The sequence below is a fragment of the Streptomyces avidinii genome, assembly GCF_045161815.1.
Lineage (GTDB): Bacteria > Actinomycetota > Actinomycetes > Streptomycetales > Streptomycetaceae > Streptomyces > Streptomyces avidinii.
The window spans coordinates 3,880,534-3,906,043 of record NZ_CP108863.1 but is presented as its reverse complement, the minus strand read 5'-3'; the positions used below and the strand labels follow the sequence as shown (position 1 = coordinate 3,906,043).

Here is a 25,510-nt window from a genome sequence, read left to right as displayed (position 1 = left end):
AAAGGATTTGGGCGATCGGCAGGCAACCGTGTAATGTCTTCATCGCTCGCCCCAATAGCTCAGTCGGTAGAGCGTCTCCATGGTAAGGAGAAGGTCTGCGGTTCGATTCCGCATTGGGGCTCTGGTGAGAGAGGTTCCCCACCCTCGGGTGGGGAGCTGATCACATCAAAGCGGCGTAGCTCAGTCGGTAGAGCAAGCGGCTCATAATCGCTGTGTCACCGGTTCAAGTCCGGTCGCCGCTACACACAGTAGCCGATTGCGGGGTCGGTCTCCCGGTCGGCTACTCTTGTATGCGTTCATCCGTCCCAATTTCCGTCAAGGAGCACTCACGTGGCTGCCACCGACGTCCGCCCGAAGATCACGCTGGCCTGCGTGGAGTGCAAGGAGCGGAACTACATCACCAAGAAGAACCGGCGTAACAACCCGGACCGTCTTGAGATGAAGAAGCACTGCCCGCGCTGCAACTCGCACACCGCGCACCGCGAGACCCGCTGACCCCAGCGAAGTCTCGAATAACAGGCACCGTCATGAGGTCGTCCCCTTCATCGGGGGGCGGCCTTGTGTCGTTTCCGTGCCCTTGACCGGGCCTGTTCCCGTTCATGTTCCTGTTCCTGTTCCTGTTCCCGTCTTTGTTCTTGCGTCATTCGTGTCCCTTCATCAGGAGGTAGTGAGTCATGGCTCTCGACCAGTCCTTCGTGGGGCGGAGCTACCCGCCCACCGATCCGTACGAGGTCGGCCGGGAGAAGATCCGCGAATTCGCGGCTGCGGTGGGTGACACCAATCCCGTCTACACCGATCCCGAAGCCGCGAAGTCGTACGGCTACCCCGATGTGATCGCTCCGCCGACTTTTGTGTTTGCGATCACTTTCAAGGCCGCCGACCAGGTCGTCGAGGACCCGCAGCTGGGGCTGGACTACAGCCGAGTCGTGCACGGTGACCAGAAGTTCGCGTACTCCCGCCCGGTGCGGGCCGGTGACCGGCTTTCGGTGGTCTCCACCATCGAGTCCGTGAAGTCGCTCGCGGGCAACGACGTCATCGACATCCGCGGCGAGGTCCACGACGAGACCGGCGAGCACGTGGTGACGGCGTGGACGAAGCTCGTCTCCCGCGCCCCCGAGGAGGCCTGACATGGCAGCGCAGATCCAGTACGCCGACGTCGAGGTCGGCACCGAGCTGCCGGCGGCGTCGTTCTCCGTGACGCGCGCCACGCTCGTCCAGTACGCGGGCGCCTCCGGCGACTTCAACCCGATCCACTGGAACGAGAAGTTCGCCAAGGGGGTTGGGCTGCCGGACGTGATCGCGCACGGCATGTTCACCATGGCCGAGGCGATCCGTGTGGTCACCGACTGGGTCGGCGACCCGGGTGCGGTGGTCGAGTACGGAGTGCGCTTCACCAAGCCGGTCGTGGTCCCGAACGACGACCAGGGCGGTCTGATCGAGGTCACCGCGAAGGTCGCCGCCAAGCTGGACGACAACCGCGTCCGGGTCGACCTGACGGCCATGAGCGCGGGCCAGAAGGTCCTGGGCATGTCCCGCGCGGTGGTCGAACTGGCCTGAGGCGGTAGCGCGGCGAGGGGGCGCGAAGGACGGGGCGGGGGCCGGTGGGCCTCCGCCCCCTTTGGTTTGGCGGGACCGGCCCGACACGGAGAGACGATGAGACTGACGGGAAACCCCCATACGCATCCCTGACCACCGCCCCCGCGGACCCCGCCCACCGAAGCCACCCCGAACGTCACCACCCCCTTGACTTAGTTAGTGATTGAGCACTAACTTGGCCTCATGGTGAGGATGAGCGCAGATGAGCGGCGTGAGAGCGTCATTCGCGCGGCGATGCATGAGTTCGCGCGTGGGGGTTACTACGGGACCTCCACCGAGGCGATCGCCAAGCGGGTGGGTGTCTCGCAGCCGTATCTCTTCCGGCTCTTCCCGAACAAGCCCGCCATCTTCCTCGCCGCGGCCGAACGCTGCATGAGGGATACGCGGGCGGTCTTCGCCGAGGCTGCCGAAGGGCTGCACGGCGAGGAGGCCACCCACGCCATGGCGAACGCCTACACCCGGCTGATCGCCGAGGATCCCGACAAGCTCCAGATGCAGCTGCAGATGTACGTCACCGTCGCCGCCGCCGAGGCGGCCGGGGATCACGAGCTCGGCGAGCTCGTGCGCAAGGGGTGGATGGAGCTCTGGGACACCGTGCACGTGCCCTTCGGTGGGGACGTCGGTGAGACCACGACCTTCATGGCCTACGGAATGCTGATCAACACCCTCGCCGCCATGGGCTTCCCGCCCGAGCACCGGGTCTGGGAGGGGCTCTACCCCTCGGCGCGGGCCAAGGGGCGCCTCGAGGCGTGAGGGTGTGCGCGCGATCTGCTCGCGCGCATTCGTTTGGCCATGAAAGTTAGTCAGCAATAACTAACAAACCGCAGGGGGAATCGTGCACACGCAAGAGACGGACACCAAGCTCCGCGGCCCCGCCGTCTGGGCCCTCATCCTCACCGGCGTGGCCAGCTTCATGGCCGCACTCGACAACCTGGTCGTCACCACCGCCCTCCCCGCCATCCGCGAGGACCTCGGCGGCAAGCTGGAGGACCTGGAGTGGACGGTGAACGCGTACACGCTCACCTTCGCCGTCCTCCTCATGTTCGGTGCCGCGCTCGGCGACCGCTTCGGCCGCCGCCGGCTCTTCATCGCGGGCCTCGCGATCTTCACCGGCGCCTCCGCCGCAGCCGCCCTCTCACCCGGCATCGACGCGCTCATCGCCGCCCGCGCCGTGCAGGGCGTCGGCGCCGCGATCATGATGCCGCTCACCCTCACCCTGCTCACGGCCGCCGTCCCGGCCGCCCGCCGCGGCATGGCCCTCGGTATCTACGGAGCCGTCACCGGCCTCGCCGTCGCCAGCGGTCCCCTCATCGGCGGCAGCCTCACCGAGCACATCTCCTGGCAGTGGATCTTCTGGCTGAACGTGCCGATAGGCATCGCCCTGATCCCGCTCGCCCGCCTGCGCCTCGCCGAGTCCACCGCCCCCGGCGCGCGTCTCGACATCCCCGGCACCCTGCTCATCAGCGGCGGCCTCTTCGGCATCGTCTACGCCCTGGTCAACGCCAACGCCGAGGGCTGGACCAGCGCCCCCGTCCTGACCGGCCTCATCGTCGGCACCGCGCTCGTCGGCGGGTTCATCCACCACGGCTTCACCCACGCCAACCCCATGCTCCCCATGCGGCTCTTCCGTGACCGCGGCTTCCTCGGGATCAACCTGGCCAGCCTGCTGATGTTCCTCGGCATGTTCGGGTCGATCTTCCTGCTCAGCCAGTTCCTCCAGGGCGTCGCCGGCTACTCGCCCACCGAGGCCGGCCTGCGCATGCTGCCCTGGACCGGGATGCCGATGATCGTCGCCCCGCTGGCCGGGATCCTCTCCGACCGCATCGGCGGCCGCCCCGTCGTCGCCGCCGGGCTGGCCTTGCAGGCCCTCGGGCTCGGCTGGTTCGCGGCGATCCTGAGCGCGGACGTCTCGTACTCGGCCCAGCTCCCGCCGCTGATCCTCAGCGGCATCGGTATGGCCCTCTACTTCGCCCCCGCCGCCAACGTCCTGATGTCCACGGTCGCCACGGCGGACCAGGGCAAGGCCTCGGGCACCAACAACGCCCTGCGCGAGGTCGGCGGAGCCCTCGGCGTCGCCGTCCTGGCCTCGGTCTTCTCGGCCCAGGGGGGCTACGAGTCCCCGCAGGCCTTCACCGACGGCACCATCCCCGCCCTGTGGATCGGCGCCGGCGCGGTCGCCCTCGCCGCCGCACTGGCCCTGCTGGTGCCCCGCAGGTCCAAGGCCGCCCCGGTGCTCGCCGGCCGGACCACCGCCGTCCCGGACAAGGTCCCCGCCGCCGGCTGACCACCCACACACGACACCGACCACCAAGGAGCACTCGCCATGCCCGACATCCCCTGGTCCACGCCCACCGCGGCCGCCCCCGATGCCGAGGTCTACGTCATGGCCTCCCGCTTCGAGACCGCCACCCTCGCGGGCGCCATCAGGTTCTTCCTCAAGGCGCCCGGCATCATCCTCCAGATCCGCAAGGCCCCCGGCGCCCACGGCGTCGCCCTGCGTGCCCGCGTCCTGAGCCGCACCTTCCTGACCCTCTCCGCATGGGAGGACCGGGACGCGCTCCACCGCTTCGCCCGCAGCGAGCCCCACCGCACCAGCTCCCGCGCGGCCAGCGCGTACATGAAGGAATCGGCCTTCACCTACTGGACCGTCCCGGCCGCCGAGCTGCCCCTCACCTGGGACGAGGCGGAGCGCCGCCTCGCCGAGCAGAAGACGAGCCGCTGACCCCGCCGGCAGGGGGACGAGCGAGTACGGTCCGTGGCCCCGCAGGGATGCGAGGGGCACGGACCGTACTCTTGTCCACGTGCAGGAACTCCACGATGCCCCCCTCGCCCCGCTGACCACCTTCCGTCTCGGTGGTCCCGCCGCCCGCCTGGTCACCGCGACCACCGACGCCGAGGTCGTCGCCACCGTGCGCGCCGCGGACGAGAGCGGCACCCCGCTCCTGATCATCGGCGGCGGCAGCAACCTGGTCATCGGCGACCGAGGCTTCGACGGCACCGCCCTGCGCATCGCGACCACCGGCTTCGACCTGGACGGGACACGGCTGGAGCTCGCCGCCGGTGAGAACTGGAGCGACGCCGTCGCCCGCACCGTCGAGGCCGGCCTCGCCGGCATCGAGTGCCTCGCCGGCATCCCCGGCTCGGCCGGTGCCACCCCGATCCAGAACGTCGGGGCGTACGGCCAGGAGGTCTGCGACACCATCACCGAAGTCGTCGCCTACGACCGCACCACCGGCGAGACGGTCACCCTGAGCGCCGCCGAATGCGCCTTCCGGTACCGCAACAGCACCTTCAAGGACCAGCCCGACCGCTACGTCGTGCTGCGCGTGCGCTTCGCCCTGGAGGACGCCGGCGGCCTGTCCGCGCCGATCAAGTACCCCGAGACCGCCCGCGCCCTCGGTGTCGGGGCGGGCGACCGGGTCCCGGCCGCCACCGCCCGCGAGACCGTGCTGCGGCTGCGCGCCGGCAAGGGCATGGTGCTCGACCCCGCGGACCACGACACCTGGTCGGCCGGTTCGTTCTTCCACAACCCGATCCTGACCGACGAGGCCTACGCCGCCTTCCTCAGCCGCGTCCAGGACCGCCTCGGCGCCGACACCGCCCCGCCCGCGTACCCCGCCGGTGACGGCCGTACGAAGACCAGCGCGGCCTGGCTGATCGACAAGGCCGGCTTCACCAAGGGCTACGGCACCGGCCGCGCGCGCATCTCCACCAAACACACCCTCGCCCTCACCAACCGCGGCGAGGCCACCACCGAGGACCTCCTCACCCTGGCCCGCGAGGTCGTCGCGGGCGTCCACGCGGCCTTCGGCGTCACCCTGGTCAACGAGCCGGTGACGGTCGGCGTCAGCATCTGAGGAGCCCCGGCCGCCCATGCTCTGTCCCCTGCACGGGGCCGGTACGGACCCCACCCGTCTCGTGGGGCGCACGCTCAGCCGAGTCGTCGCGTCCTGGCACATCAGTGACGGCGAACGCTCCGAGGCGCCCCTCGACGTCTGGCTGATCGACAGCATCGGCGACACGATCCGGATCACCACCGGCTCCGACCAGTGCCTCATCGTCGAGTCCGCCGCACCCCACGAGGCGTACGACATGGGGGAGTGGGGCCGCATCGAGGTCGGCGAGGACCTCGGCGACCACCCCTTCCTCGCGCACCTGGGCGAGACGGTCGCCTCGGTCGCCGAGTTCGCACTGCCCGCGCAGGGCCGTACGCACCTGGAGATCGGCTTCCTGGACGGCGGGCGGGTGCGCGCCGACTGCTACGAGGGGGACCTGCGGCTCACCCGGTGAGCCAGTGGTCGATCCCCGCCAGCAGCTTGGCCTGTACGTCGTCGGGCGCCGCGCTCCCGCGCACCGACTGGCGGGCCAGCTCGGCGAGTTCCGCGTCCGTGAAGGCGTGGTGGCGGCGGGCGATCTCGTACTGGGCCGCGAGCCGGGACCCGAAGAGCAGCGGGTCGTCGGCGCCCAGCGCCATGGGGACCCCGGCCTCGAACAGCGTGCGCAGCGGGACGTCCTCGGGCCGCTCGTAGACCCCGAGGGCGACGTTGGAGGCCGGACAGACCTCGCAGGTGATCTGCCGGTCGGCGAGCCGCTTGAGGAGCCGGGGGTCCTCGGCGGCCCGGACGCCGTGCCCGATGCGCGAGGCGTGCAGGTCGTCGAGGCAGTCACGGACGGAGGCGGGGCCGGTGAGCTCGCCGCCGTGCGGGGCGGCGAGGAGGCCGCCCTCGCGGGCGATGGCGAAGGCCCGGTCGAAGTCGCGGGCCATGCCGCGGCGCTCGTCGTTGGAGAGGCCGAAACCGACGATTCCGCGGTCGGCGTAGCGGACGGCGAGGCGGGCGAGGGTGCGGGCGTCGAGAGGGTGCTTCATGCGGTTGGCGGCGATGAGGACCCGCATGCCGAGGCCGGTCTCGCGGGAGGCGGCGTCGACGGCGTCGAGGATGATCTCGACGGCCGGGATCATTCCGCCGAGCAGGGGGGCGTAGGAGGTGGGATCCACCTGGATCTCCAGCCAGCCGCTGCCGTCCCGTACGTCCTCCTCGGCTGCCTCGCGGACCAGGCGCCGGATGTCGTCGGGCTCGCGCAGGCAGGAGCGCGCGGCGTCGTAGAGCCGCTGGAAGCGGAACCAGCCGCGCTCGTCGGTGGCGCGGAGCTTGGGCGGTTCCCCGGCCGTCAGGGCGTCCGGAAGGCGCACCCCGTACTTGTCCGCGAGCTCCAGCAGGGTCGATGGTCGCATCGACCCGGTGAAGTGCAGGTGGAGGTGGGCCTTGGGCAGAAGCGTGAGATCGCGTGCGTGCTCCATCTGGTGATCCTGCCGTACCGCTGCGCTCGGCGGGAGGGGGTTTTACCGATCGGGGGCTTGCGCGAACGCGTGAACGGGAGCCGAGGCCGCTGCGCGGGGCCTCCCGGGCGCTGCCCGGACCCGCGCCTCAAACGCCGGCGGGGCTGAAAGAGCGCCTCAAACGCCGGCGGGGCTGAAAGAGCGCCTCAAACGCCGGCGGGGCTGGGGTGGGCCTGGTGGGGCCGGGTGGGGCCGGGTGGGCCGGCGTGGGGTGAAAGAGGGGGAACGGCGAGCGGCGCCGACCCCACCCGGGGGTCGGCGCCGCTCGGTCGTGCCGGGGGCGTGTCAGGCCTAGGCCTTGGCCTCGGCCAGGAGCTTCTGGATGCGGGAGACGCCCTCCACCAGGTCCTCGTCGCCCAGGGCGTAGGACAGGCGCAGGTAGCCGGGGGTGCCGAAGGCCTCGCCCGGGACGACCGCGACCTCGACCTCGTCCAGGATCAGGGCCGCGAGCTCGACGGAGGTCTGCGGGCGCTTGCCGCGGATCTCCTTGCCGAGCAGCTCCTTGACCGACGGGTACGCGTAGAACGCGCCCTCGGGGGTGGGGCAGAGGACGCCGTCGATGTCGTTCAGCATCTTGACCATGGTCTGGCGACGGCGGTCGAAGGCCTTGCGCATCTCGGCGACCGCGTCCAGGTTGCCCGAGACGGCGGCGAGCGCCGCGACCTGGGCCACGTTGGAGACGTTGGAGGTGGCGTGCGACTGGAGGTTCGTCGCGGCCTTGATGACGTCCTGCGGGGCGATGATCCAGCCCACGCGCCAGCCGGTCATGGCGTACGTCTTGGCGACGCCGTTGACGACGATGCACTTGTCGCGCAGGGCCGGGACCAGCACGGGCAGCGAGGTGAACTTCGCGTCGCCGTAGACCAGGTGCTCGTAGATCTCGTCCGTCATCACCCACAGGCCGTGCTCCGCGGCCCACTCGCCGATGGCGCGGGCGTCGGCCTCGCTGTAGACCGAGCCCGTCGGGTTGGACGGGGAGACGAACAGGACGACCTTGGTGCGCTCGGTGCGCGCGGCCTCCAGCTGCTCGACGGAGACCCGGTAGCCGGTGGTCTCGTCGGCGACGACCTCGACCGGGACACCGCCGGCGAGACGGATCGACTCCGGGTAGGTGGTCCAGTACGGAGCCGGGACGATGACCTCGTCACCCGGGTCCAGGATGGCCGCGAAGGCCTCGTAGATCGCCTGCTTGCCGCCGTTGGTCACCAGGATCTGCGAGGTCTCGACCTCGTAGCCGGAGTCCCGCAGGGTCTTGGTGGCGATCGCGGCCTTGAGCTCGGGCAGGCCGCCGGCCGGCGTGTAGCGGTGGTACTTGGGGTTGCGGCAGGCCTCGACCGCGGCCTCGACGATGTAGTCGGGGGTCGGGAAGTCGGGTTCGCCGGCACCGAAGCCGATCACCGGGCGCCCGGCGGCCTTGAGGGCCTTGGCCTTGGCGTCCACGGCGAGGGTGGCGGACTCGGAAATGGCGCCGATTCGGGCGGACACCCGGCGCTCGGAGGAAGGCGTTGCAGAGGTCATACGAGCAATCGTCCCAGACGGCAAAGAAGCCCCGCACACCGTTTCAGTCAACGGACTGCCGCATGTCAGCTCGGGTGCTGTTCGACGTCAGGTCCCGGTTCACGTACACTCACCTGTCGTTGGACCTCGCCAGCCGCTGAGAAGCGTGAGCACTCCGTGCACTCGCTCGGATGCGGTAGGTTGGGGGACGCAAAGGGTCGTAGCTCAATTGGTAGAGCACTGGTCTCCAAAACCAGCGGTTGGGGGTTCGAGTCCCTCCGGCCCTGCTCCACACTCCAACTCGGACGTGTGTGCGCAGGTACGTACTTAGATGCAACGCCGTGCGGCGCAACCGGGCGCGGTACGGCCACGACCCGGATTCAGGTGAGAGACGTGACGGACGCCCTGGGCTCCATCGACATGCCTGACGCCGAGGACGAGACGCGCGAGAAGAAGGCCCGCAAGGGCGGCAAGCGCGGCAAGAAGGGCCCTCTGGGCCGGCTCGCGCTTTTCTACCGCCAGATCGTCGCGGAACTCCGCAAGGTTGTCTGGCCCACTCGCAACCAGCTCACGACGTACACCACCGTGGTGATTGTCTTCGTCGTCATCATGATCGGTCTGGTGACCGTGATTGACTTTGGGTTCGAGAAAGCCATCAAGTTCGTCTTCGGCTGATCCCGCGGGGGGCGGCGCCTGATGGGTGTCGCCCGTTTTCGCATGTTCCACCACCTTTTGTATCCAGGAAGAAGCAGCCACCGTGTCTGACCCGAACCTGAACGCGAGCCACGACTCCGTCGAGTCCGTCGAGGACGAGCTCGACATCGTCGAGGCGGCGGACGCTGTGGACCCCGACGAGGCCGAGCTCGCCGACGCCGAGGCGGGTGCCGCTGCCGAAGAGGCCGCGCTGCACGTCGAGTCCGACGAGGACGAGGTCGAGGTCGAGGCTGACACCGCGGTCGAGGCCGAGGCCGACGCCGAGGTCGAAGAGGCTGCTGACGAGGTCGAGGTCGAGGTCGAGGCCGACGAGGAAGAGGCCGAAGAGGCCGCTCCGGTCGAGCCCGCCGAGCCCGTCGACCCGATCCAGGCCCTGCGCGAGGAGCTCCGCCTCCTGCCCGGCGAGTGGTACGTGATCCACACCTACGCCGGCTACGAGAAGCGCGTGAAGGCCAACCTCGAGCAGCGTGCCGTCTCGCTGAACGTCGAGGAGTTCATCTACCAGGCCGAGGTGCCCGAGGAAGAGATCGTCCAGATCAAGAACGGCGAGCGCAAGAACGTCCGGCAGAACAAGCTGCCCGGTTACGTTCTCGTCCGCATGGATCTGACGAACGAGTCCTGGGGCGTCGTCCGCAACACCCCCGGCGTCACCGGCTTCGTCGGCAACGCGTACGACCCGTACCCGCTGACCCTGGACGAGATCGTCAAGATGCTCGCCCCGGAGGCGCAGGAGAAGGCCGCCAAGGCCGCCGCGGAAGAGGCCGGTCTGCCCGCGCCCGCCGTCAAGCGCACCATCGAGGTCCTGGACTTCGAGGTCGGCGACTCGGTCACCGTCACCGACGGCCCGTTCGCGACGCTGCAGGCGACCATCAACGAGATCAACCCCGACTCGAAGAAGGTCAAGGGCCTCGTCGAGATCTTCGGCCGCGAGACCCCGGTCGAGCTCAGCTTCGACCAGATCCAGAAGAACTGATCTTCTGAGCAACAGCTTCCGGACAGGTCAGATCGCCCCGTGAAGGGCGGTCTGACCTGCTCGGTTTTTAGCCCCGCGCCGATACCCGTTATCGTGGTGCGGTATGCCTCCATCCGGATGACCGGATGCACGGCTGAAAACTCTCACTAGGACCCGGAGAGAGCAATGCCTCCCAAGAAGAAGAAGGTCACGGGGCTTATCAAGCTCCAGATCAAGGCCGGTGCGGCCAACCCGGCTCCGCCGGTCGGCCCCGCGCTCGGTCAGCACGGCGTCAACATCATGGAGTTCTGCAAGGCCTACAACGCCGCGACCGAGTCGCAGCGTGGCATGGTCGTGCCGGTGGAGATCACGGTCTACGACGACCGTTCCTTCACCTTCATCACCAAGACTCCGCCGGCCGCGCGCCTCATCCTGAAGCACGCGGGCATCGAGAAGGGCTCCGGCGAGCCCCACAAGACCAAGGTCGCCAAGCTCACGGCTGCCCAGGTCAAGGAGATCGCCGAGCTGAAGATGCCCGACCTGAACGCCAACGACATCGACGCCGCCGTCAAGATCATTGCCGGCACCGCGCGTTCGATGGGCGTCACCGTCGAAGGCTGATCCAGCCACCCCCAGCACCACCAGTGGTAGGACCAAGCGCTGGTCCGCACCACGACTCCATGCCTGAAGCCGAAAAACAGGAGCAGAAGTGAAGCGCAGCAAGACTCTCCGCGCTGCGGACGCCAAGGTCGACCGGGAGAAGCAGTACGCCCCGCTCGAGGCCGTCCGTCTCGCCAAGGAGACCTCCACGACCAAGTTCGACAGCACCGTCGAGGTTGCCTTCCGCCTGGGTGTCGACCCGCGCAAGGCCGACCAGATGGTCCGCGGCACCGTGAACCTCCCGCACGGCACCGGCAAGACCGCCCGGGTCCTGGTCTTCGCGACCGGTGACCGTGCTGCGGCCGCGGAAGCCGCCGGCGCCGACATCGTCGGCGACGACGAGCTGATCAACGAGATCGCCAAGGGCAACCGCCTGAACGAGTTCGACGCCGTTGTGGCCACCCCGGACCTCATGGGCAAGGTCGGCCGCCTCGGCCGCGTGCTCGGTCCCCGTGGCCTCATGCCGAACCCGAAGACCGGCACCGTCACGATGGACGTCGCGAAGGCTGTCACCGAGATCAAGGGTGGCAAGATCGAGTTCCGCGTCGACAAGCACTCGAACCTGCACTTCATCATCGGCAAGGTCTCCTTCTCCGATGAGCAGCTGGTCGAGAACTACGGCGCGGCCCTGGACGAGATCCTTCGTCTGAAGCCGTCCGCCGCGAAGGGCCGCTACATCAAGAAGGCCGCCCTCAGCACCACGATGGGCCCCGGCATCCAGCTGGACTCCAACCGCACCCGGAACCTCCTCGTCGAGGAAGACCCGGCTGCTGTCTGATCGGGCTGAGCCCTACGGCTCACTGATCTGAGCGACCGAACGGGCCCCTCGCCCCCTTCACAGGGCGGCGAGGGGCCCGTTTTCGTGTTCATGACCACATATCGCTTGACCGGGCGTAATAGGGGAGCGATCCGGCCGATCAGGAACGTAGGGTCGGCCGGAGGAAATCGACCAAGGGGTGGGGGGATGCGCGTGTCCGCGTACCGGAAGAAGACCGTCGGCGCAGCGCTGGCCGCCGTACTGCTCGTGGGTGGGGCCACGGCGTGCGAGAACGGGAAGAAGGAAGACTCCGGCAGGGCCGCCACCGGGGCTTCCGCACAGCCGAGCAAGCCCGCGGCGGGCGGTTCCGCCACCGAGGCGCTCGCGGCCGCGTACAAGAAGACCTCCGCCGCCAAATCGGCCAAGGTCCGCATGACCATGTCGATGCCCGCTTCACTGGGCGGCGGCGGCGGAACCATGGAGATGACCGGTACCCAGGGCTGGGACCCCCAGGTCATGGACATCACCATGAAGGGCACGCTGACCCCGGGCGCGGGCGCCGAGTCCATGCGCATGATCATGTCGAACAACGTCATGTACATGGAGGTGCCGAAGGGCTCCCCGATGTCCGAGGGCCTGGACGGCAAGCGCTGGATGAAGCTGGACGTCACCGCCGCCGCGGAGGCCTCCGGCGACGCCGAGGCGCTCAAGAAGCTCAGCGGCATGGGCAGCATGGACCGGAACCAGGACCCGGCCAAGCAGCTCGCCCTGCTCCTCAGCTCGCCGAACGTGAAGCACCTCGGGGCCGAGAAGGTCGAGGGCGTGGACGCCGAGCACTACAAGGGCACCGTGAGCTTCGAGGAGATGCTCGCGGTGAACGAGTCGGCGAAGGTGCTTTCGGAGGCCGAGCGCACCAAGCTCGTCGAGGCCACGAAGAAGGCCGGCATCAAGGGCTACGACATGGACGTCTGGCTCAACAAGGACGGCTACCCGGTCCACATGAAGGTCGGCATCGGGACGCCCCAGGGGGCCCTGAACATGGATGCCTACTACTCGGACTACGGCTCCGCGGCCACCGTCCGGACCCCGCCGGAGAACGAGACCTTCGACCTCTTCGCGATGCTCAAGGAACTGGGCGGGCTCGGCGCGGGGGCCTGACCCTCCCACGCGCCCCGGCGGCACGCATTTCAGCAACAGATCAAGGATTCAAAGATCCACACGGGGGAGAACCAGATGAACCAGGCTGTCCGGACCCGAGCCGGAATCGCCCTGGCGGGCACCGCACTGCTCGTGGGCGGCCTCACGGCCTGCGGCGGCGACAAGGCCGACGCGGGCACCGCCAAGGCCGACGGGGGCAAGGCCGCCGCCGAGCAGGCACACTCGCCCGCGGAGGCGGTGAAGGCCTCCTACCTGAAGACGGTGGCCGCCAAGTTCGCCAAGGCGGAGCTTTCCATCGTCGAGCGCGACGGCAAGACCGACAGCCAGTCCGGCACCAAGGGCTGGTACCCGTCCAGCCACGACGTGATCCTGAAGAGCGAGAAGCCCGACACCCGCTCGATCATGATCGGCGACATGGTCTACACCCACCTGGGCGAGCCACTCATGGGCAAGGCCTGGATGAGCATGAACCTGGCCAAGGACGGCAAGCCGGGGGTCCGGCTGAACGACGATCCGGCCGAGTACCTCGCCATGCTGCTGGGCCAGGAGAAGCTCACGCACGTCGGCGCCGAGAAGACGGCCGACGGCATCGACGCCGACCACTACAAGGGCAGCTTCACGGGCGCCGACCTGCTCAGGGCGGACGAGTCCACCAAGGTCATGCAGGAGGCGAACCGCCAGTACCTCCACGAGTCCGTGAAGCACCTCACCGCCTTCGAGGTGGACCTGTGGATCGGCAAGGACGGCTACCCGGTCCGCGCGGAGACCGTGAGCACGGACGGCAAGGGCACGACGAAGACCACGGCGAAGTTCTCCGACTTCGGCAAGGCCGCCCCCGTCGAGGCCCCGCCGGCCGACCAGGTCGTCTCCTTCGACGAGGTGACGAAGGAGACCGACCGCAAGCTCAAGCAGGCCGACGAGGACCTGAAGGAGGCCGACAAGACGCTCCGTGACGCCGGACTGGGCGGCCTGGACCTCGACTCCTGAGGCGATTTGCCTCGGCTGCACCCCTTCACGTAGTCTTCCCCAGAAGCCAAAGACCGCTGGTCGTTGCCGTGCCCGCAAGGGTTCGGTGGCCGAAGGATCCGTTGAATGCGGACGACCCGCGTAGGTGACTGTGGAAGGTTCCCGGAATTCGTTCCGGTCGAGCCACGCCCTGGCGCCTATGCCGGGGCGTTTCTTATTTCAGCCCCTTCTGAGCGGTCCTCATCACCCGGAAGGAGGCGAACGCACCATGCCGACGCCCAACAAGGCTGCATCGGTAGCCGAGCTCAAGGACGCGTTCCAGAGCTCGAACGCCGCCGTGCTGACCGAGTACCGGGGTCTCACCGTCGCGCAGCTCAAGACGCTGCGTCGCTCCCTTGGTGAGAACGCCCAGTACGCCGTGGTGAAGAACACGCTGACCAAGATTGCGGCCAACCAGGCCGGGATCACCGCGCTGGACGAGCACTTTGCTGGTCCGACCGCGGTCGCCTTCATCACCGGTGACCCGGTGGAGTCGGCGAAGAGCCTGCGTGACTTCGCCAAGGACAACCCGAACCTCATCATCAAGGCGGGTGTCCTTGATGGTAAGGCGCTCACCGCCGATGAGATCAAGAAGCTTGCGGACCTCGAGTCCCGCGAGGTTCTGCTCAGCAAGCTGGCCGGCGCGTTCAAGGGCAAGCAGTCTCAGGCTGCCTCGCTCTTCCAGGCGCTGCCGTCGAAGTTCGTCCGCACCGCGGAAGCGCTTCGCGTCAAGCTCGCCGAGCAGGGCGGTGCCGAGTAATTCGGCTCGCGCACTGATCCACGCCGCCTAGTGCGTGGGTCGTAGCGGGCCGTTACGCCCGCCTCTATATACATCCGGCACCTGCCGATTTAGTGGAAGGATCGCCCATCATGGCGAAGCTCTCTCAGGACGACCTCCTCGCCCAGTTCGAGGAGATGACCCTCATCGAGCTCTCCGAGTTCGTGAAGGCCTTCGAGGAGAAGTTCGACGTCACCGCCGCCGCGGCCGTCGCCGTTGCCGGCCCCGCCGCCGGTGGCGCTGCCCCCGAGGCCGCCGAGGAGCAGGACGAGTTCGACGTCATCCTCACCGGTGCCGGCGACAAGAAGATCCAGGTCATCAAGGTCGTGCGTGAGCTGACCTCCCTGGGCCTGAAGGAGGCCAAGGACCTCGTGGACGGCGCTCCGAAGCCGGTCCTCGAGAAGGTCGCCAAGGAGGCCGCTGACAAGGCCGCCGAGTCCCTCAAGGCTGCCGGCGCGGCTGTCGAGGTCAAGTAACACCTCTGGGGCCCTCTGAGGCCCCAACCAAGGGCGATCACCCGTAAGGGTGGTCGCCCTTTGGCGTACCCGCGGTGCCTGACTTGCCCTGGTCTCGTTGGGGAGTAGGGTGATCATCGTTGCTCCGAAGCAGGGTCCGAAGATGATCCGCTCGGAGCAGGGGGCCTTGACGAACGGGACGCGGCGCGCAATTCTCAGTCCCGTCGAGAGAGGTCGACCGCCTGGATCCGAGATCCGAGGCATGGATCGACTACGAAGAGGGCAGTACTGATACGCGCTCTGTGTACGAGTACGGGCGCCGCAGCGTTGGACACAGTGTTGGTTGAACGACATGGGGAAGGCCTGTTGCCGGTTTCCGGAAACCTGGTCTGGACATCAGTGAGCCGAGTGGCTACACTGACCCTTTGCGCTGCCTGTTAGCTGTCCCCTGCCCGTCGCCAGGGACATGCCCACGCTTGAGCACACTTGATTGATCCACCCTGACCTGGCCTTTTCGGTTGGATTTGGGGGGCTTGTCTTCTGTGTCTGCTGGGACCGGTACGCGCGTAGTGAGTCCGAGCCCTCGGAAGGACCCCCTCTTGGCCGCCTCGCGCAACGCCTCGACCAATACGAACAACGGTGCCAGCACCGCCCCGCTGCGCATCTCCTTTGCAAAGATCAAGGAGCCCCTCGAGGTTCCGAACCTCCTGGCGCTGCAGACCGAGAGCTTTGACTGGCTTCTCGGCAATGCCGCCTGGAAGTCTCGCGTCGAGTCGGCGCTTGAGAGTGGACAGGACGTCCCCACCAAGTCCGGTCTGGAAGAGATCTTCGAGGAGATCTCGCCGATCGAGGACTTCTCCGGGTCGATGTCGCTGACCTTCCGCGACCACCGTTTCGAGCCGGCGAAGAACTCTGTCGACGAGTGCAAGGAGCGCGACTTCACGTACGCGGCTCCGCTGTTCGTCACTGCCGAGTTCACGAACAACGAGACCGGAGAGATCAAGTCTCAGACGGTCTTCATGGGCGATTTCCCGCTCATGACCAACAAGGGCACCTTCGTCATCAACGGCACCGAGCGTGTCGTCGTGTCGCAGCTTGTCCGCTCCCCCGGTGTCTACTTCGACTCCTCGATCGACAAGACGTCCGACAAGGACATCTTCTCCGCCAAGATCATCCCGTCCCGGGGTGCCTGGCTGGAGATGGAGATCGACAAGCGCGACATGGTCGGTGTCCGCATCGACCGCAAGCGCAAGCAGTCCGTCACCGTCCTCCTGAAGGCTCTCGGCTGGACCACCGAGCAGATCCTGGAGGAGTTCGGCGAGTACGAGTCCATGCGCGCCACCCTGGAGAAGGACCACACCCAGGGCCAGGACGACGCGCTGCTCGACATCTACCGCAAGCTGCGTCCGGGCGAGCCGCCGACCCGCGAGGCCGCTCAGACGCTGCTCGAGAACCTCTACTTCAACCCGAAGCGCTACGACCTCGCCAAGGTCGGCCGCTACAAGGTGAACAAGAAGCTCGGCGCCGACGAGCCGCTCGACGCCGGTGTGCTCACCACCGACGACGTCATCGCGACCATCAAGTACCTGGTCAAGCTGCACGCCGGCGAGACCGAGACCACCGGTGAGTCCGGCCGTTCGATCGTCGTCGAGACCGACGACATCGACCACTTCGGCAACCGTCGTCTGCGCAACGTCGGCGAGCTCATCCAGAACCAGGTCCGCACGGGTCTGGCTCGTATGGAGCGCGTCGTCCGCGAGCGCATGACGACTCAGGACGTCGAGGCCATCACGCCGCAGACCCTGATCAACATCCGGCCGGTCGTCGCCTCCATCAAGGAGTTCTTCGGCACCAGCCAGCTGTCGCAGTTCATGGACCAGAACAACCCGCTCTCGGGCCTGACCCACAAGCGCCGCCTGTCGGCGCTGGGCCCCGGCGGTCTGTCCCGTGAGCGGGCCGGCTTCGAGGTCCGTGACGTTCACCCGTCGCACTACGGCCGCATGTGCCCGATCGAGACCCCTGAAGGCCCGAACATCGGTCTGATCGGCTCGCTCGCCTCCTACGGTCGCGTCAACGCGTTCGGTTTCGTCGAGACCCCGTACCGCAAGGTCATCGACGGTGTCGTCACCGACGAGGTCGACTACCTCACGGCCGACGAGGAAGACCGCTTCGTCATCGCCCAGGCCAACGCCGGCCTGTCCGAAGACATGCGCTTCACCGAGAACCGCGTGCTGGTCCGCCGTCGTGGCGGCGAGATCGACTACATCGCCGGCGACGACGTCGACTACATGGACGTCTCCCCGCGCCAGATGGTGTCCGTCGCGACCGCGATGATCCCCTTCCTGGAGCACGACGACGCCAACCGTGCCCTCATGGGCGCGAACATGATGCGCCAGGCCGTTCCGCTCATCAAGGCGGAGGCGCCGCTCGTCGGCACCGGCATGGAGTACCGCTGTGCGGTCGACGCCGGTGACTCGATCCGTGCGGAGAAGGACGGTGTCGTCCAGGAGGTCTCGGCCGACTACATCACCGTCGCCAACGACGACGGCACGTACACCACGTACCGCGTCGCCAAGTTCTCCCGCTCGAACCAGGGCACCTCGGTCAACCAGAAGGTCATCGTCAACGAGGGTGACCGGATCGTCGAGTCCCAGGTCCTCGCCGACGGACCGGCGACCGAAGAGGGCGAGATGGCCCTCGGCAAGAACCTGCTCGTCGCGTTCATGCCGTGGGAAGGTCACAACTACGAGGACGCGATCATCCTGTCGCAGCGCCTCGTGCAGGACGACGTCCTCTCCTCGATCCACATCGAGGAGCACGAGGTCGACGCCCGTGACACCAAGCTCGGCCCCGAGGAGATCACCCGGGACATCCCGAACGTCTCCGAGGAGGTCCTCGCGGACCTCGACGAGCGCGGCATCATCCGCATCGGTGCGGACGTCGTCGCCGGCGACATCCTGGTCGGCAAGGTCACGCCCAAGGGTGAGACCGAGCTGACCCCGGAGGAGCGCCTGCTCCGCGCGATCTTCGGTGAGAAGGCCCGCGAGGTGCGTGACACCTCGCTCAAGGTCCCTCACGGTGAGATCGGCAAGGTCATCGGTGTCCGCGTCTTCGACCGCGAGGAGGGCGACGAGCTTCCCCCGGGCGTGAACCAGCTGGTCCGCGTCTACGTCGCCCAGAAGCGCAAGATCACCGACGGTGACAAGCTCGCCGGCCGCCACGGCAACAAGGGCGTCATTTCCAAGATCCTTCCGATCGAGGACATGCCCTTCCTGGAAGACGGCACGCCGGTCGACATCATCCTCAACCCGCTGGGTGTCCCGTCCCGAATGAACCCGGGACAGGTCCTGGAGATCCACCTCGGCTGGCTCGCCAGCCGCGGCTGGGACGTCTCCGGCCTGGCCGAGGACTGGGCCGAGCGTCTGAAGGCCATCGGTGCCGACAAGGTCGAGCCCGGTACCAACGTCGCCACCCCGGTGTTCGACGGCGCCCGTGAGGACGAGCTCGCCGGCCTCTTCGAGCACACCATCCCGAACCGCGACGGGGACCGCCTGGTCCTCCCGACCGGTAAGGCGCACCTGTTCGACGGCCGCTCCGGCGAGCCGTTCCCGGACCCGATCTCCATCGGGTACATGTACATCCTCAAGCTCCACCACCTGGTCGACGACAAGCTCCACGCCCGGTCGACCGGTCCGTACTCCATGATCACGCAGCAGCCGCTGGGTGGTAAGGCTCAGTTCGGTGGCCAGCGCTTCGGTGAGATGGAGGTGTGGGCGCTCGAGGCTTATGGCGCCGCTTACGCCCTCCAGGAGCTGCTGACCATCAAGTCCGACGACGTCACCGGCCGCGTGAAGGTCTACGAGGCCATCGTCAAGGGCGAGAACATCCCCGAGCCGGGCATTCCCGAGTCCTTCAAGGTGCTCATCAAGGAAATGCAGTCGCTCTGCCTCAACGTGGAGGTGCTGTCCTCGGACGGCATGTCCATCGAGATGCGCGACACCGACGAGGACGTCTTCCGCGCGGCGGAGGAGCTCGGTATCGACCTGTCCCGGCGCGAGCCGAGCAGCGTCGAAGAGGTCTGACGGGCCTGACGGGGGGCTCGCTCAAGAGCCCCCCGTCATCCCCGGGACCGTTCAGACCATGATTGAGACTCGACCCCGAAAGAGGGATTGACGCACAGTGCTCGACGTCAACTTCTTCGACGAGCTGCGGATCGGCCTTGCCACCGCGGACGACATCCGAACCTGGTCGCACGGCGAGGTCAAGAAGCCGGAGACCATCAACTACCGCACCCTCAAGCCCGAGAAGGACGGACTCTTCTGCGAGAAGATCTTCGGTCCTACCCGGGACTGGGAGTGCTACTGCGGCAAGTACAAGCGTGTCCGCTTCAAGGGCATCATCTGTGAGCGTTGTGGCGTCGAGGTCACGCGCGCCAAGGTGCGCCGTGAGCGGATGGGCCACATCGAGCTTGCCGCTCCCGTCACCCACATCTGGTACTTCAAGGGCGTCCCGTCGCGTCTCGGATACCTGCTGGACCTCGCGCCGAAGGACCTCGAGAAGGTCATCTACTTCGCCGCGTACATGATCACGTTCGTCGACGACGAGCGCCGCACCCGCGACCTCCCGTCGCTGGAGGCGCACGTCTCCGTCGAGCGCCAGCAGATCGAGAACCGCCGTGACGCGGACCTCGAAGGCCGGGCCAAGAAGCTCGAGACCGACCTGGGCGAGCTCGAGGCCGAGGGCGCGAAGGCCGACGTACGCCGCAAGGTGCGCGAAGGTGCCGAGCGCGAGATGAAGCAGCTCCGTGACCGCGCCCAGCGCGAGATCGACCGCCTCGACGAGGTGTGGGCCCGCTTCAAGAACCTCAAGGTCCAGGACCTGGAGGGCGACGAGCTGCTCTACCGCGAGCTGCGTGACCGCTTCGGCACGTACTTCGACGGTTGCATGGGCGCCGCCGCGCTGCAGAAGCGCCTGGAGTCCTTCGACCTCGAGGAGGAGGCCGAGCGCCTCCGCGAGATCATCCGTACCGGCAAGGGCCAGAAGAAGACCCGTGCGCTCAAGCGCCTCAAGGTCGTCTCCGCGTTCCTGCAGACCAGCAACAAGCCCAAGGGCATGGTTCTGGACTGCGTGCCGGTGATCCCGCCGGACCTGCGTCCGATGGTGCAGCTGGACGGTGGCCGCTTCGCGACCTCCGACCTGAACGACCTGTACCGCCGCGTGATCAACCGCAACAACCGTCTGAAGCGTCTCCTCGACCTCGGTGCCCCCGAGATCATCGTGAACAACGAGAAGCGCATGCTTCAGGAGGCCGTGGACGCCCTCTTCGACAACGGTCGTCGTGGTCGTCCGGTGACCGGTCCCGGTAACCGTCCCCTGAAGTCCCTCAGCGACATGCTGAAGGGCAAGCAGGGTCGATTCCGTCAGAACCTTCTCGGTAAGCGTGTGGACTACTCCGCGCGTTCCGTGATCGTCGTCGGTCCGCAGCTGAAGCTGCACCAGTGCGGTCTGCCCAAGGCCATGGCGCTGGAGCTCTTCAAGCCGTTCGTGATGAAGCGCCTGGTCGACCTGAACCACGCGCAGAACATCAAGAGCGCCAAGCGGATGGTCGAGCGCGGCCGCACGGTCGTCTACGACGTCCTCGAAGAGGTCATCGCCGAGCACCCGGTTCTGCTGAACCGTGCGCCCACGCTGCACCGCCTCGGCATCCAGGCCTTCGAGCCCCAGCTGGTCGAAGGCAAGGCCATCCAGATCCACCCGCTCGTCTGCACCGCGTTCAACGCGGACTTCGACGGTGACCAGATGGCCGTGCACCTGCCGCTCTCCGCGGAGGCGCAGGCCGAGGCCCGCATCCTGATGCTGTCCTCGAACAACATCCTCAAGCCGGCCGACGGCCGTCCGGTCACGATGCCGACCCAGGACATGGTCCTCGGTCTGTTCTTCCTGACCACCGACGGTGAGCTCCGTGACGTCAAGGGCGAGGGCCGCGCGTTCGGCTCCACGGCCGAGGCGACCATGGCGTTCGACAACGGCGAGCTCGCGCTCCAGTCGGCCGTCGACATCCGCTTCCCGGTGGGCACCATCCCGCCGCGTGGCTGGGTGCACCCGGTCGCCGAGGAAGGCGAGCAGGAGTTCCAGGCGGGCGACAGCTTCCGTCTGCGCACCACCCTGGGCCGCGCGCTCTTCAACGAGCTGCTGCCCGAGGACTACCCGTTCGTCGACTACTCGGTGGGCAAGAAGCAGCTCTCCGAGATCGTCAACGACCTGGCGGAGCGCTACCCCAAGGTCATCGTGGCGGCGACGCTCGACAACCTGAAGGCGGCCGGCTTCCACTGGGCGACCCGTTCGGGCGTCACCGTGGCCATCTCCGACGTCGTCGTGCCCGAGGCCAAGAAGGCCATCGTCAAGGGCTACGAGGAGCTGGACGAGAAGGTCCAGAAGCAGTACGAGCGCGGTCTGATCACCAAGGACGAGCGCACGCAGGAGCTCATCGCGATCTGGACCAAGGCGACCAACGAGGTTGCCGAGGCGATGAACGCGAACTTCCCCAAGACGAACCCCATCTTCATGATGGTTGACTCGGGTGCCCGAGGAAACATGATGCAGATGCGACAGATCGCCGGTATGCGTGGTCTGGTGTCGAACGCGAAGAACGAGACCATCCCGCGTCCGATCAAGGCGTCCTTCCGTGAGGGCCTCACCGTTCTGGAGTACTTCATCTCCACGCACGGTGCCCGTAAGGGTCTGGCGGACACCGCCCTGCGTACCGCCGACTCGGGTTACCTGACCCGTCGTCTGGTGGACGTCTCGCAGGACGTGATCATCCGCGAGGAGGACTGCGGCACCGAGCGCGGCCTGAAGCTGAAGATCGCCGTTCGCGGCGAGGACGGCGTGCTGCGCAAGGCCGACGACGTCGAGACCTCGATCTACGCCCGCATGCTGGCCGAGGACGTCGTCATCGACGGCAAGGTCATCGCGCCGGCCAACGTCGACCTCGGTGACGTGCTCATCGACGCCCTGGTCGCCAACGGCGTCGAGGAGGTCAAGACCCGTTCGGTCCTGACCTGTGAGTCCGCGGTCGGCACCTGTGCCTTCTGCTACGGACGCTCGCTCGCCACCGGCAAGCTGGTCGACATCGGTGAGGCGGTCGGCATCATCGCCGCCCAGTCCATCGGTGAGCCCGGTACCCAGCTGACGATGCGTACCTTCCACACCGGTGGTGTGGCCGGTGACGACATCACGCAGGGTCTGCCGCGTGTCGTCGAGCTCTTCGAGGCCCGTACCCCGAAGGGTGTCGCCCCGATCTCCGAGGCCGCCGGCCGCGTGCGGATCGAGGAGACCGAGAAGACGAAGAAGATCGTCATCACGCCCGACGACGGCAGCGACGAGACGGCGTTCCCGATCTCGAAGCGCGCCAAGGTCATCGTGCACGAGGGCGACCACGTCGAGGTGGGCCAGAAGCTCACCATGGGTGCCACCAACCCGCACGACGTGCTGCGCATCCTCGGTCAGCGTGCCGTCCAGGTCCACCTGGTCGGCGAAGTCCAGAAGGTCTACAACTCGCAGGGCGTGTCGATCCACGACAAGCACATCGAGATCATCATCCGGCAGATGCTGCGCCGCGTGACGATCATCGAGTCCGGCGATGCGGAGCTCCTGCCGGGCGAGCTGGTCGAGCGGTCGAAGTTCGAGACCGAGAACCGTCGTGTGGTCACCGAGGGCGGTCACCCCGCCTCCGGCCGTCCGCAGCTGATGGGTATCACCAAGGCCTCGCTCGCCACCGAGTCGTGGCTGTCGGCGGCGTCCTTCCAGGAGACGACCAGGGTTCTGACGGACGCGGCGATCAACGCCAAGTCCGACTCCCTGATCGGCCTCAAGGAGAACGTCATCATCGGTAAGCTCATCCCGGCCGGTACGGGCCTCGCCCGCTACCGCAACATCCGGGTGGAGCCCACCGAGGAGGCCAAGGCCGCGATGTACTCGGCCGTCGGTTACGACGACATCGACTACTCGCCCTTCGGCTCCGGCTCCGGCCAGGCTGTCCCGCTGGAGGACTACGACTACGGCCCGTACAACGGCTGAGTCGGACACGAGCAGTAACCGCAGGGCGGTCACCCGAGAGGGTGGCCGCCCTGCGGCGTTTCCGGCGTTTGCGGCCCCTTGCGGTCCAGGTAGCGCTGGAGGTGGTGGAGCCGGGTCCGCGGGTCGGGGTGGCTGGACAGGAGCCGGTCGAGCAGCCCCGGTCCCTGCGGGCTGTCACCCTTCTCCTCGGCCAGGACCTGGCGCAGCAAGGCGACCAGCATCGGCGCGAAGCCGAGACCTGCCGCGTGTGCGTCGGCCCGGAGTTCGGCCCGGCGGCCGACTGCCGCGGCCAGCCAGGGGAGGGCGAACAGCAGCAGGGGGAGTCCGTAGGTCGCGGCCAGGGTGCGGTGCGTGAGGTAGCCGGCGGCGGCGACGATCACAAGGGCGGGCTTGGGGGAGAGGGAGCGGGCGGCCCGGATCCGCAGGCGGTCCAGCGCGCGCCAGGCCGCTCGCGCCGGGAGCCCGTACCACCGGCCGAGCAGCCCGGCCCAGGCGTGGCCTCCGGTGTGGTGGCCCAGCTCGTGGGCGAGTACGGCTGCCAGCTGTGAACGGGGCAGCCGCTCCAGTGCGTGCCGGGTCACCCCCACGATGTGCCCGGCGGCGGCGAGCGCGTTGATGTCGTCGCTGTCCTCGATCCACAGCTGGTAACGACGGCCGTCGACGCCCGCCCGTGCGGTGACCTCGTGCCAGACGGGGGCGAGAACGGCCAGTTCGTGGGGGAGCGGCCGGTGCAGCCGCAGCAGATGCCTGGCGATGCGCTGTTCGGTGGGCCGGTGGAAGACGAGTGCACCGGAGCCGGCCCAGAGAGCGACCGGTATCCAGGCGGGCACGGCGATCCAGGTTTCAAGGACAAGGGCCGTGCCCCCTACCAGCGCGAGGCTGAGCAGAAAGCCGGGCAGATGCAGCGCGAGACGGAGCCAGGCGGTCAGGTCGACGGCGCGCTGCCGGGCCCGGTAGGTGACGCGGGTGCCGGGGGTGTGACGGTAGGCGAGGTCGTCGGTGGGGCGGCGATCAGGGGCGGGGTCGGATATCGAGTCCATGGGGGTCTCCGGTCAGTCGATGAGCAGGGCCGTGGGCAGCAGGAGGGCGCCCGCGCTGAAGGCGAGCAGCCCGGCGCGGATCCACTGGTGCTTGCGGACGGCGATGCGGCTGTTCGCCGCGAGGGCGGCCCGCAGGGCGGCGCCGGGGTCCGCGTCGCTGGTGGCGAGGGCCTCTTGGAGCTGGCCCTGACGGTCCGCGGAGCGGACGTCCCCGAAGTACGAGAGGGGGACTCCTGCCTGCCAATCGGTACTGAGCGACCGGGGGAGTACGGCCAGCAGCAGTGCGAGCAGGGCCATCACGAGCGCTGCTGCTCCGGTCCACCACACGGCCTGGCCGGGCCCCGACAGCAGGCTCGGCTGCCAGTGCCGCCCGGCGAGCTGGGCACTGAGTACTCCTGCTGCCATCCCGAAGGCGCCGACCAGTAGGGCGGCCTTGCTGTCGGCCCGGGCGATCTCGACCCGGAGGTCGACGAGCAGCCGGGCGGCGGCCTCGTTCCCGTCCGCGTGCTCGGTCATCGGGACGTGTCCGGGGCGCCGTCGGGGTCGGGAAAACCGGCTTCGTGCGGTGCCGGTGGGATGTACTGGCCGAGGATGGCGTGGACGGCTTCGATGGCGAGCCGCCTCGGTCCCTCCAGTTCGAAAGCCTCCGTTCCGGTCTTGGCCAGGAGCTCCTTGACCAGAGCCAGCTGCACCTGAAGTTCCGCTTGGCGGGCCTCGTCGAGTTTCGCCAGGGTCTCGGAGGCGTCCTCGGGGTGCTGAGCCAGGTGCATGGCCCAGGCGTCGACTCCGCCGCGCGCCAGGTACTCGCGGTAGAAGGCGATCCGCTTGGCCTCGTACCCCTGGAGTTCCAACTGCCCGAGCTTCGTCTGGATGTCCTCGGCTGTCGCGTGCTCGATTCCTTGGAGGCGGCGGGCGTGCTCGATGTTCTCGGCGTCCCGGCGGATGCGCACGGTCCACACCGCTCGCAGCCCGGCGCCCTCGCCGAGCGGCTCTTCTTCCCGTACGGCGGACAGGGCGGCAGCCTCGGCGACGGCGCTCGCCGCGATCGGGAACCGGCGGGCGACCGGCCGGGCCGCTCGTTCGAGTGTGCCGAGAAGTAGCCGGGGCACGTCGCGATGGCCGCTGCGGACGAACAGCGCCGGGTCGATGACCTGCCAGTCGATTTCCACGGTGACGTCGAACTCGTGAGCGTCATCGCTGCTGGGCAGCAGGATCCGAGTGCGCACGGGGTGGATGCCCATGTCCACTTCATAGACAGCGGTGTACCGGCGCCGGACCGTACGCGGCCTGTGCGGGGGCAGGTACGTGTCGTACGTACCGCGCGCGGTCGAGCAGACCAGGGCGTGGTCGATCCGGGTCGGGACCGGGCGCACAAGGCCGAGCCGGCCGAGCTGGCGCACGGTGAGGACCGGGTCGATGAGCAGGGTGTGCCGGTGGGCCTGTTGGTCCCAGTCGGGCGCGCGGAGCAGTGGGTTGTCCAT

Annotated in this window: 22 protein-coding genes, 3 tRNA genes and 1 pseudogene; 21 read left to right on the top strand and 5 right to left on the bottom strand. The window is 68.0% G+C overall.

Annotation, left to right across the window (positions count from 1 at the left end):
• Positions 1 to 48: 48 nt before the first annotated feature.
• From OG373_RS17160 to OG373_RS17115, 10 genes and pseudogenes are all read left to right on the top strand, one after another.
• Positions 49 to 121: transfer RNA gene (locus OG373_RS17160), tRNA-Thr, on the top strand.
• A gap of 48 nt (positions 122 to 169) precedes the next feature.
• Positions 170 to 242 (top strand) — tRNA-Met (locus OG373_RS17155).
• Between the two features lie 88 nt (positions 243 to 330).
• Entirely contained in the window at positions 331 to 495 is a 165-nt protein-coding gene (gene rpmG, locus OG373_RS17150; RefSeq protein WP_003956487.1) for a 50S ribosomal protein L33, read from the top strand.
• Positions 496 to 674: 179 nt separating this feature from the next.
• Entirely contained in the window at positions 675 to 1,127 is a 453-nt protein-coding gene (locus OG373_RS17145) for a MaoC family dehydratase N-terminal domain-containing protein (RefSeq protein ID WP_052874778.1), read from the top strand.
• A 1-nt stretch (position 1,128) separates the two neighbouring features.
• Positions 1,129 to 1,557 carry a MaoC family dehydratase gene (locus tag OG373_RS17140; RefSeq protein ID WP_405439117.1) on the top strand — a complete coding sequence of 143 codons (429 nt, stop codon included), beginning with the start codon at positions 1,129 to 1,131 and terminating at the stop codon, positions 1,555 to 1,557.
• 222 nt (positions 1,558 to 1,779) lie between these two features.
• A complete protein-coding gene (locus OG373_RS17135; protein ID WP_405439116.1) occupies positions 1,780 to 2,349 on the top strand; it encodes a TetR/AcrR family transcriptional regulator in 570 nt (189 codons plus the stop codon).
• Between the two features lie 82 nt (positions 2,350 to 2,431).
• A complete protein-coding gene (locus OG373_RS17130; RefSeq protein ID WP_405439115.1) occupies positions 2,432 to 3,880 on the top strand; it encodes an MFS transporter in 1,449 nt (482 codons plus the stop codon).
• Between the two features lie 39 nt (positions 3,881 to 3,919).
• Entirely contained in the window at positions 3,920 to 4,318 is a 399-nt protein-coding gene (locus OG373_RS17125; protein ID WP_397733229.1) for a DUF3291 domain-containing protein, read from the top strand.
• 64 nt (positions 4,319 to 4,382) lie between these two features.
• Positions 4,383 to 5,453, top strand: a pseudogene (locus tag OG373_RS17120) (UDP-N-acetylmuramate dehydrogenase); the annotation flags it as partial.
• Positions 5,454 to 5,469: 16 nt separating this feature from the next.
• Positions 5,470 to 5,886 carry a hypothetical protein gene (locus OG373_RS17115; protein ID WP_397733227.1) on the top strand — a complete coding sequence of 139 codons (417 nt, stop codon included), beginning with the start codon at positions 5,470 to 5,472 and terminating at the stop codon, positions 5,884 to 5,886.
• Here the strand turns inward: OG373_RS17115 and OG373_RS17110 are convergent.
• Together OG373_RS17110 and OG373_RS17105 are read right to left on the bottom strand one after the other, a co-directional pair.
• Complete coding sequence (locus tag OG373_RS17110; protein WP_053171258.1) at positions 5,876 to 6,895, bottom strand: adenosine deaminase; 1,020 nt, start codon at positions 6,893 to 6,895, stop codon at positions 5,876 to 5,878. The genes OG373_RS17115 and OG373_RS17110 overlap by 11 nt on opposite strands.
• A gap of 330 nt (positions 6,896 to 7,225) precedes the next feature.
• Positions 7,226 to 8,452, bottom strand: coding sequence for a pyridoxal phosphate-dependent aminotransferase (locus OG373_RS17105; protein WP_405439114.1), 1,227 nt, complete (start codon positions 8,450 to 8,452; stop codon positions 7,226 to 7,228).
• Between the two features lie 193 nt (positions 8,453 to 8,645).
• Between OG373_RS17105 and OG373_RS17100 the strand changes: the two genes are divergently transcribed.
• The 11 genes from OG373_RS17100 (at position 8,646) to OG373_RS17050 (ending at position 22,989) form a co-directional block, all read left to right on the top strand.
• Positions 8,646 to 8,718, top strand: a tRNA-Trp gene (locus tag OG373_RS17100).
• A gap of 106 nt (positions 8,719 to 8,824) precedes the next feature.
• Entirely contained in the window at positions 8,825 to 9,106 is a 282-nt protein-coding gene (gene secE, locus OG373_RS17095; protein WP_030388883.1) for a preprotein translocase subunit SecE, read from the top strand.
• An 82-nt stretch (positions 9,107 to 9,188) separates the two neighbouring features.
• Positions 9,189 to 10,118, top strand: a complete 930-nt coding sequence (gene nusG / locus OG373_RS17090; protein ID WP_405439113.1) for a transcription termination/antitermination protein NusG — start codon at positions 9,189 to 9,191, stop codon at positions 10,116 to 10,118.
• A gap of 165 nt (positions 10,119 to 10,283) precedes the next feature.
• Positions 10,284 to 10,718 carry a 50S ribosomal protein L11 gene (rplK, locus tag OG373_RS17085; protein WP_030008445.1) on the top strand — a complete coding sequence of 145 codons (435 nt, stop codon included), beginning with the start codon at positions 10,284 to 10,286 and terminating at the stop codon, positions 10,716 to 10,718.
• 88 nt (positions 10,719 to 10,806) lie between these two features.
• Positions 10,807 to 11,535: a 50S ribosomal protein L1 gene (gene rplA, locus OG373_RS17080; protein ID WP_397733219.1), complete on the top strand. Its 729-nt coding sequence runs from the start codon at positions 10,807 to 10,809 to the stop codon at positions 11,533 to 11,535.
• 186 nt (positions 11,536 to 11,721) lie between these two features.
• Positions 11,722 to 12,672, top strand: coding sequence for a hypothetical protein (locus OG373_RS17075; protein ID WP_405439112.1), 951 nt, complete (start codon positions 11,722 to 11,724; stop codon positions 12,670 to 12,672).
• Positions 12,673 to 12,747: 75 nt separating this feature from the next.
• The gene (locus OG373_RS17070; RefSeq protein ID WP_405439111.1) at positions 12,748 to 13,659 is read left to right on the top strand and encodes a hypothetical protein; all 912 of its coding nucleotides are present in this window, start codon (positions 12,748 to 12,750) and stop codon (positions 13,657 to 13,659) included.
• 247 nt (positions 13,660 to 13,906) lie between these two features.
• On the top strand, positions 13,907 to 14,437 hold the full coding sequence (gene rplJ / locus OG373_RS17065) for a 50S ribosomal protein L10 (protein WP_030008449.1): 531 nt from the start codon (positions 13,907 to 13,909) through the stop codon (positions 14,435 to 14,437).
• Between the two features lie 110 nt (positions 14,438 to 14,547).
• Positions 14,548 to 14,931 carry a 50S ribosomal protein L7/L12 gene (rplL, locus tag OG373_RS17060; protein WP_030710306.1) on the top strand — a complete coding sequence of 128 codons (384 nt, stop codon included), beginning with the start codon at positions 14,548 to 14,550 and terminating at the stop codon, positions 14,929 to 14,931.
• Positions 14,932 to 15,509: 578 nt separating this feature from the next.
• Positions 15,510 to 18,992, top strand: coding sequence for a DNA-directed RNA polymerase subunit beta (gene rpoB / locus OG373_RS17055; protein ID WP_397733213.1), 3,483 nt, complete (start codon positions 15,510 to 15,512; stop codon positions 18,990 to 18,992).
• A 97-nt stretch (positions 18,993 to 19,089) separates the two neighbouring features.
• Positions 19,090 to 22,989, top strand: coding sequence for a DNA-directed RNA polymerase subunit beta' (locus OG373_RS17050; RefSeq protein ID WP_397733211.1), 3,900 nt, complete (start codon positions 19,090 to 19,092; stop codon positions 22,987 to 22,989).
• A gap of 29 nt (positions 22,990 to 23,018) precedes the next feature.
• Here OG373_RS17050 and OG373_RS17045 read toward each other — a convergent pair whose 3' ends face one another.
• Genes OG373_RS17045 through OG373_RS17035 form a run of 3 tightly spaced genes read right to left on the bottom strand, consistent with a single transcriptional unit; the run spans position 23,019 to position 25,510 of the window.
• Positions 23,019 to 24,029: a M48 family metalloprotease gene (locus OG373_RS17045; RefSeq protein WP_405439110.1), complete on the bottom strand. Its 1,011-nt coding sequence runs from the start codon at positions 24,027 to 24,029 to the stop codon at positions 23,019 to 23,021.
• 12 nt (positions 24,030 to 24,041) lie between these two features.
• Positions 24,042 to 24,545, bottom strand: coding sequence for a Pycsar system effector family protein (locus tag OG373_RS17040; protein ID WP_405439109.1), 504 nt, complete (start codon positions 24,543 to 24,545; stop codon positions 24,042 to 24,044).
• Positions 24,542 to 25,510 (bottom strand): hypothetical protein, encoded by a 969-nt coding sequence (locus tag OG373_RS17035; RefSeq protein WP_405439108.1) that lies wholly within the window; start codon positions 25,508 to 25,510, stop codon positions 24,542 to 24,544. Before OG373_RS17035 ends, OG373_RS17040 begins: the two co-directional genes overlap by 4 nt.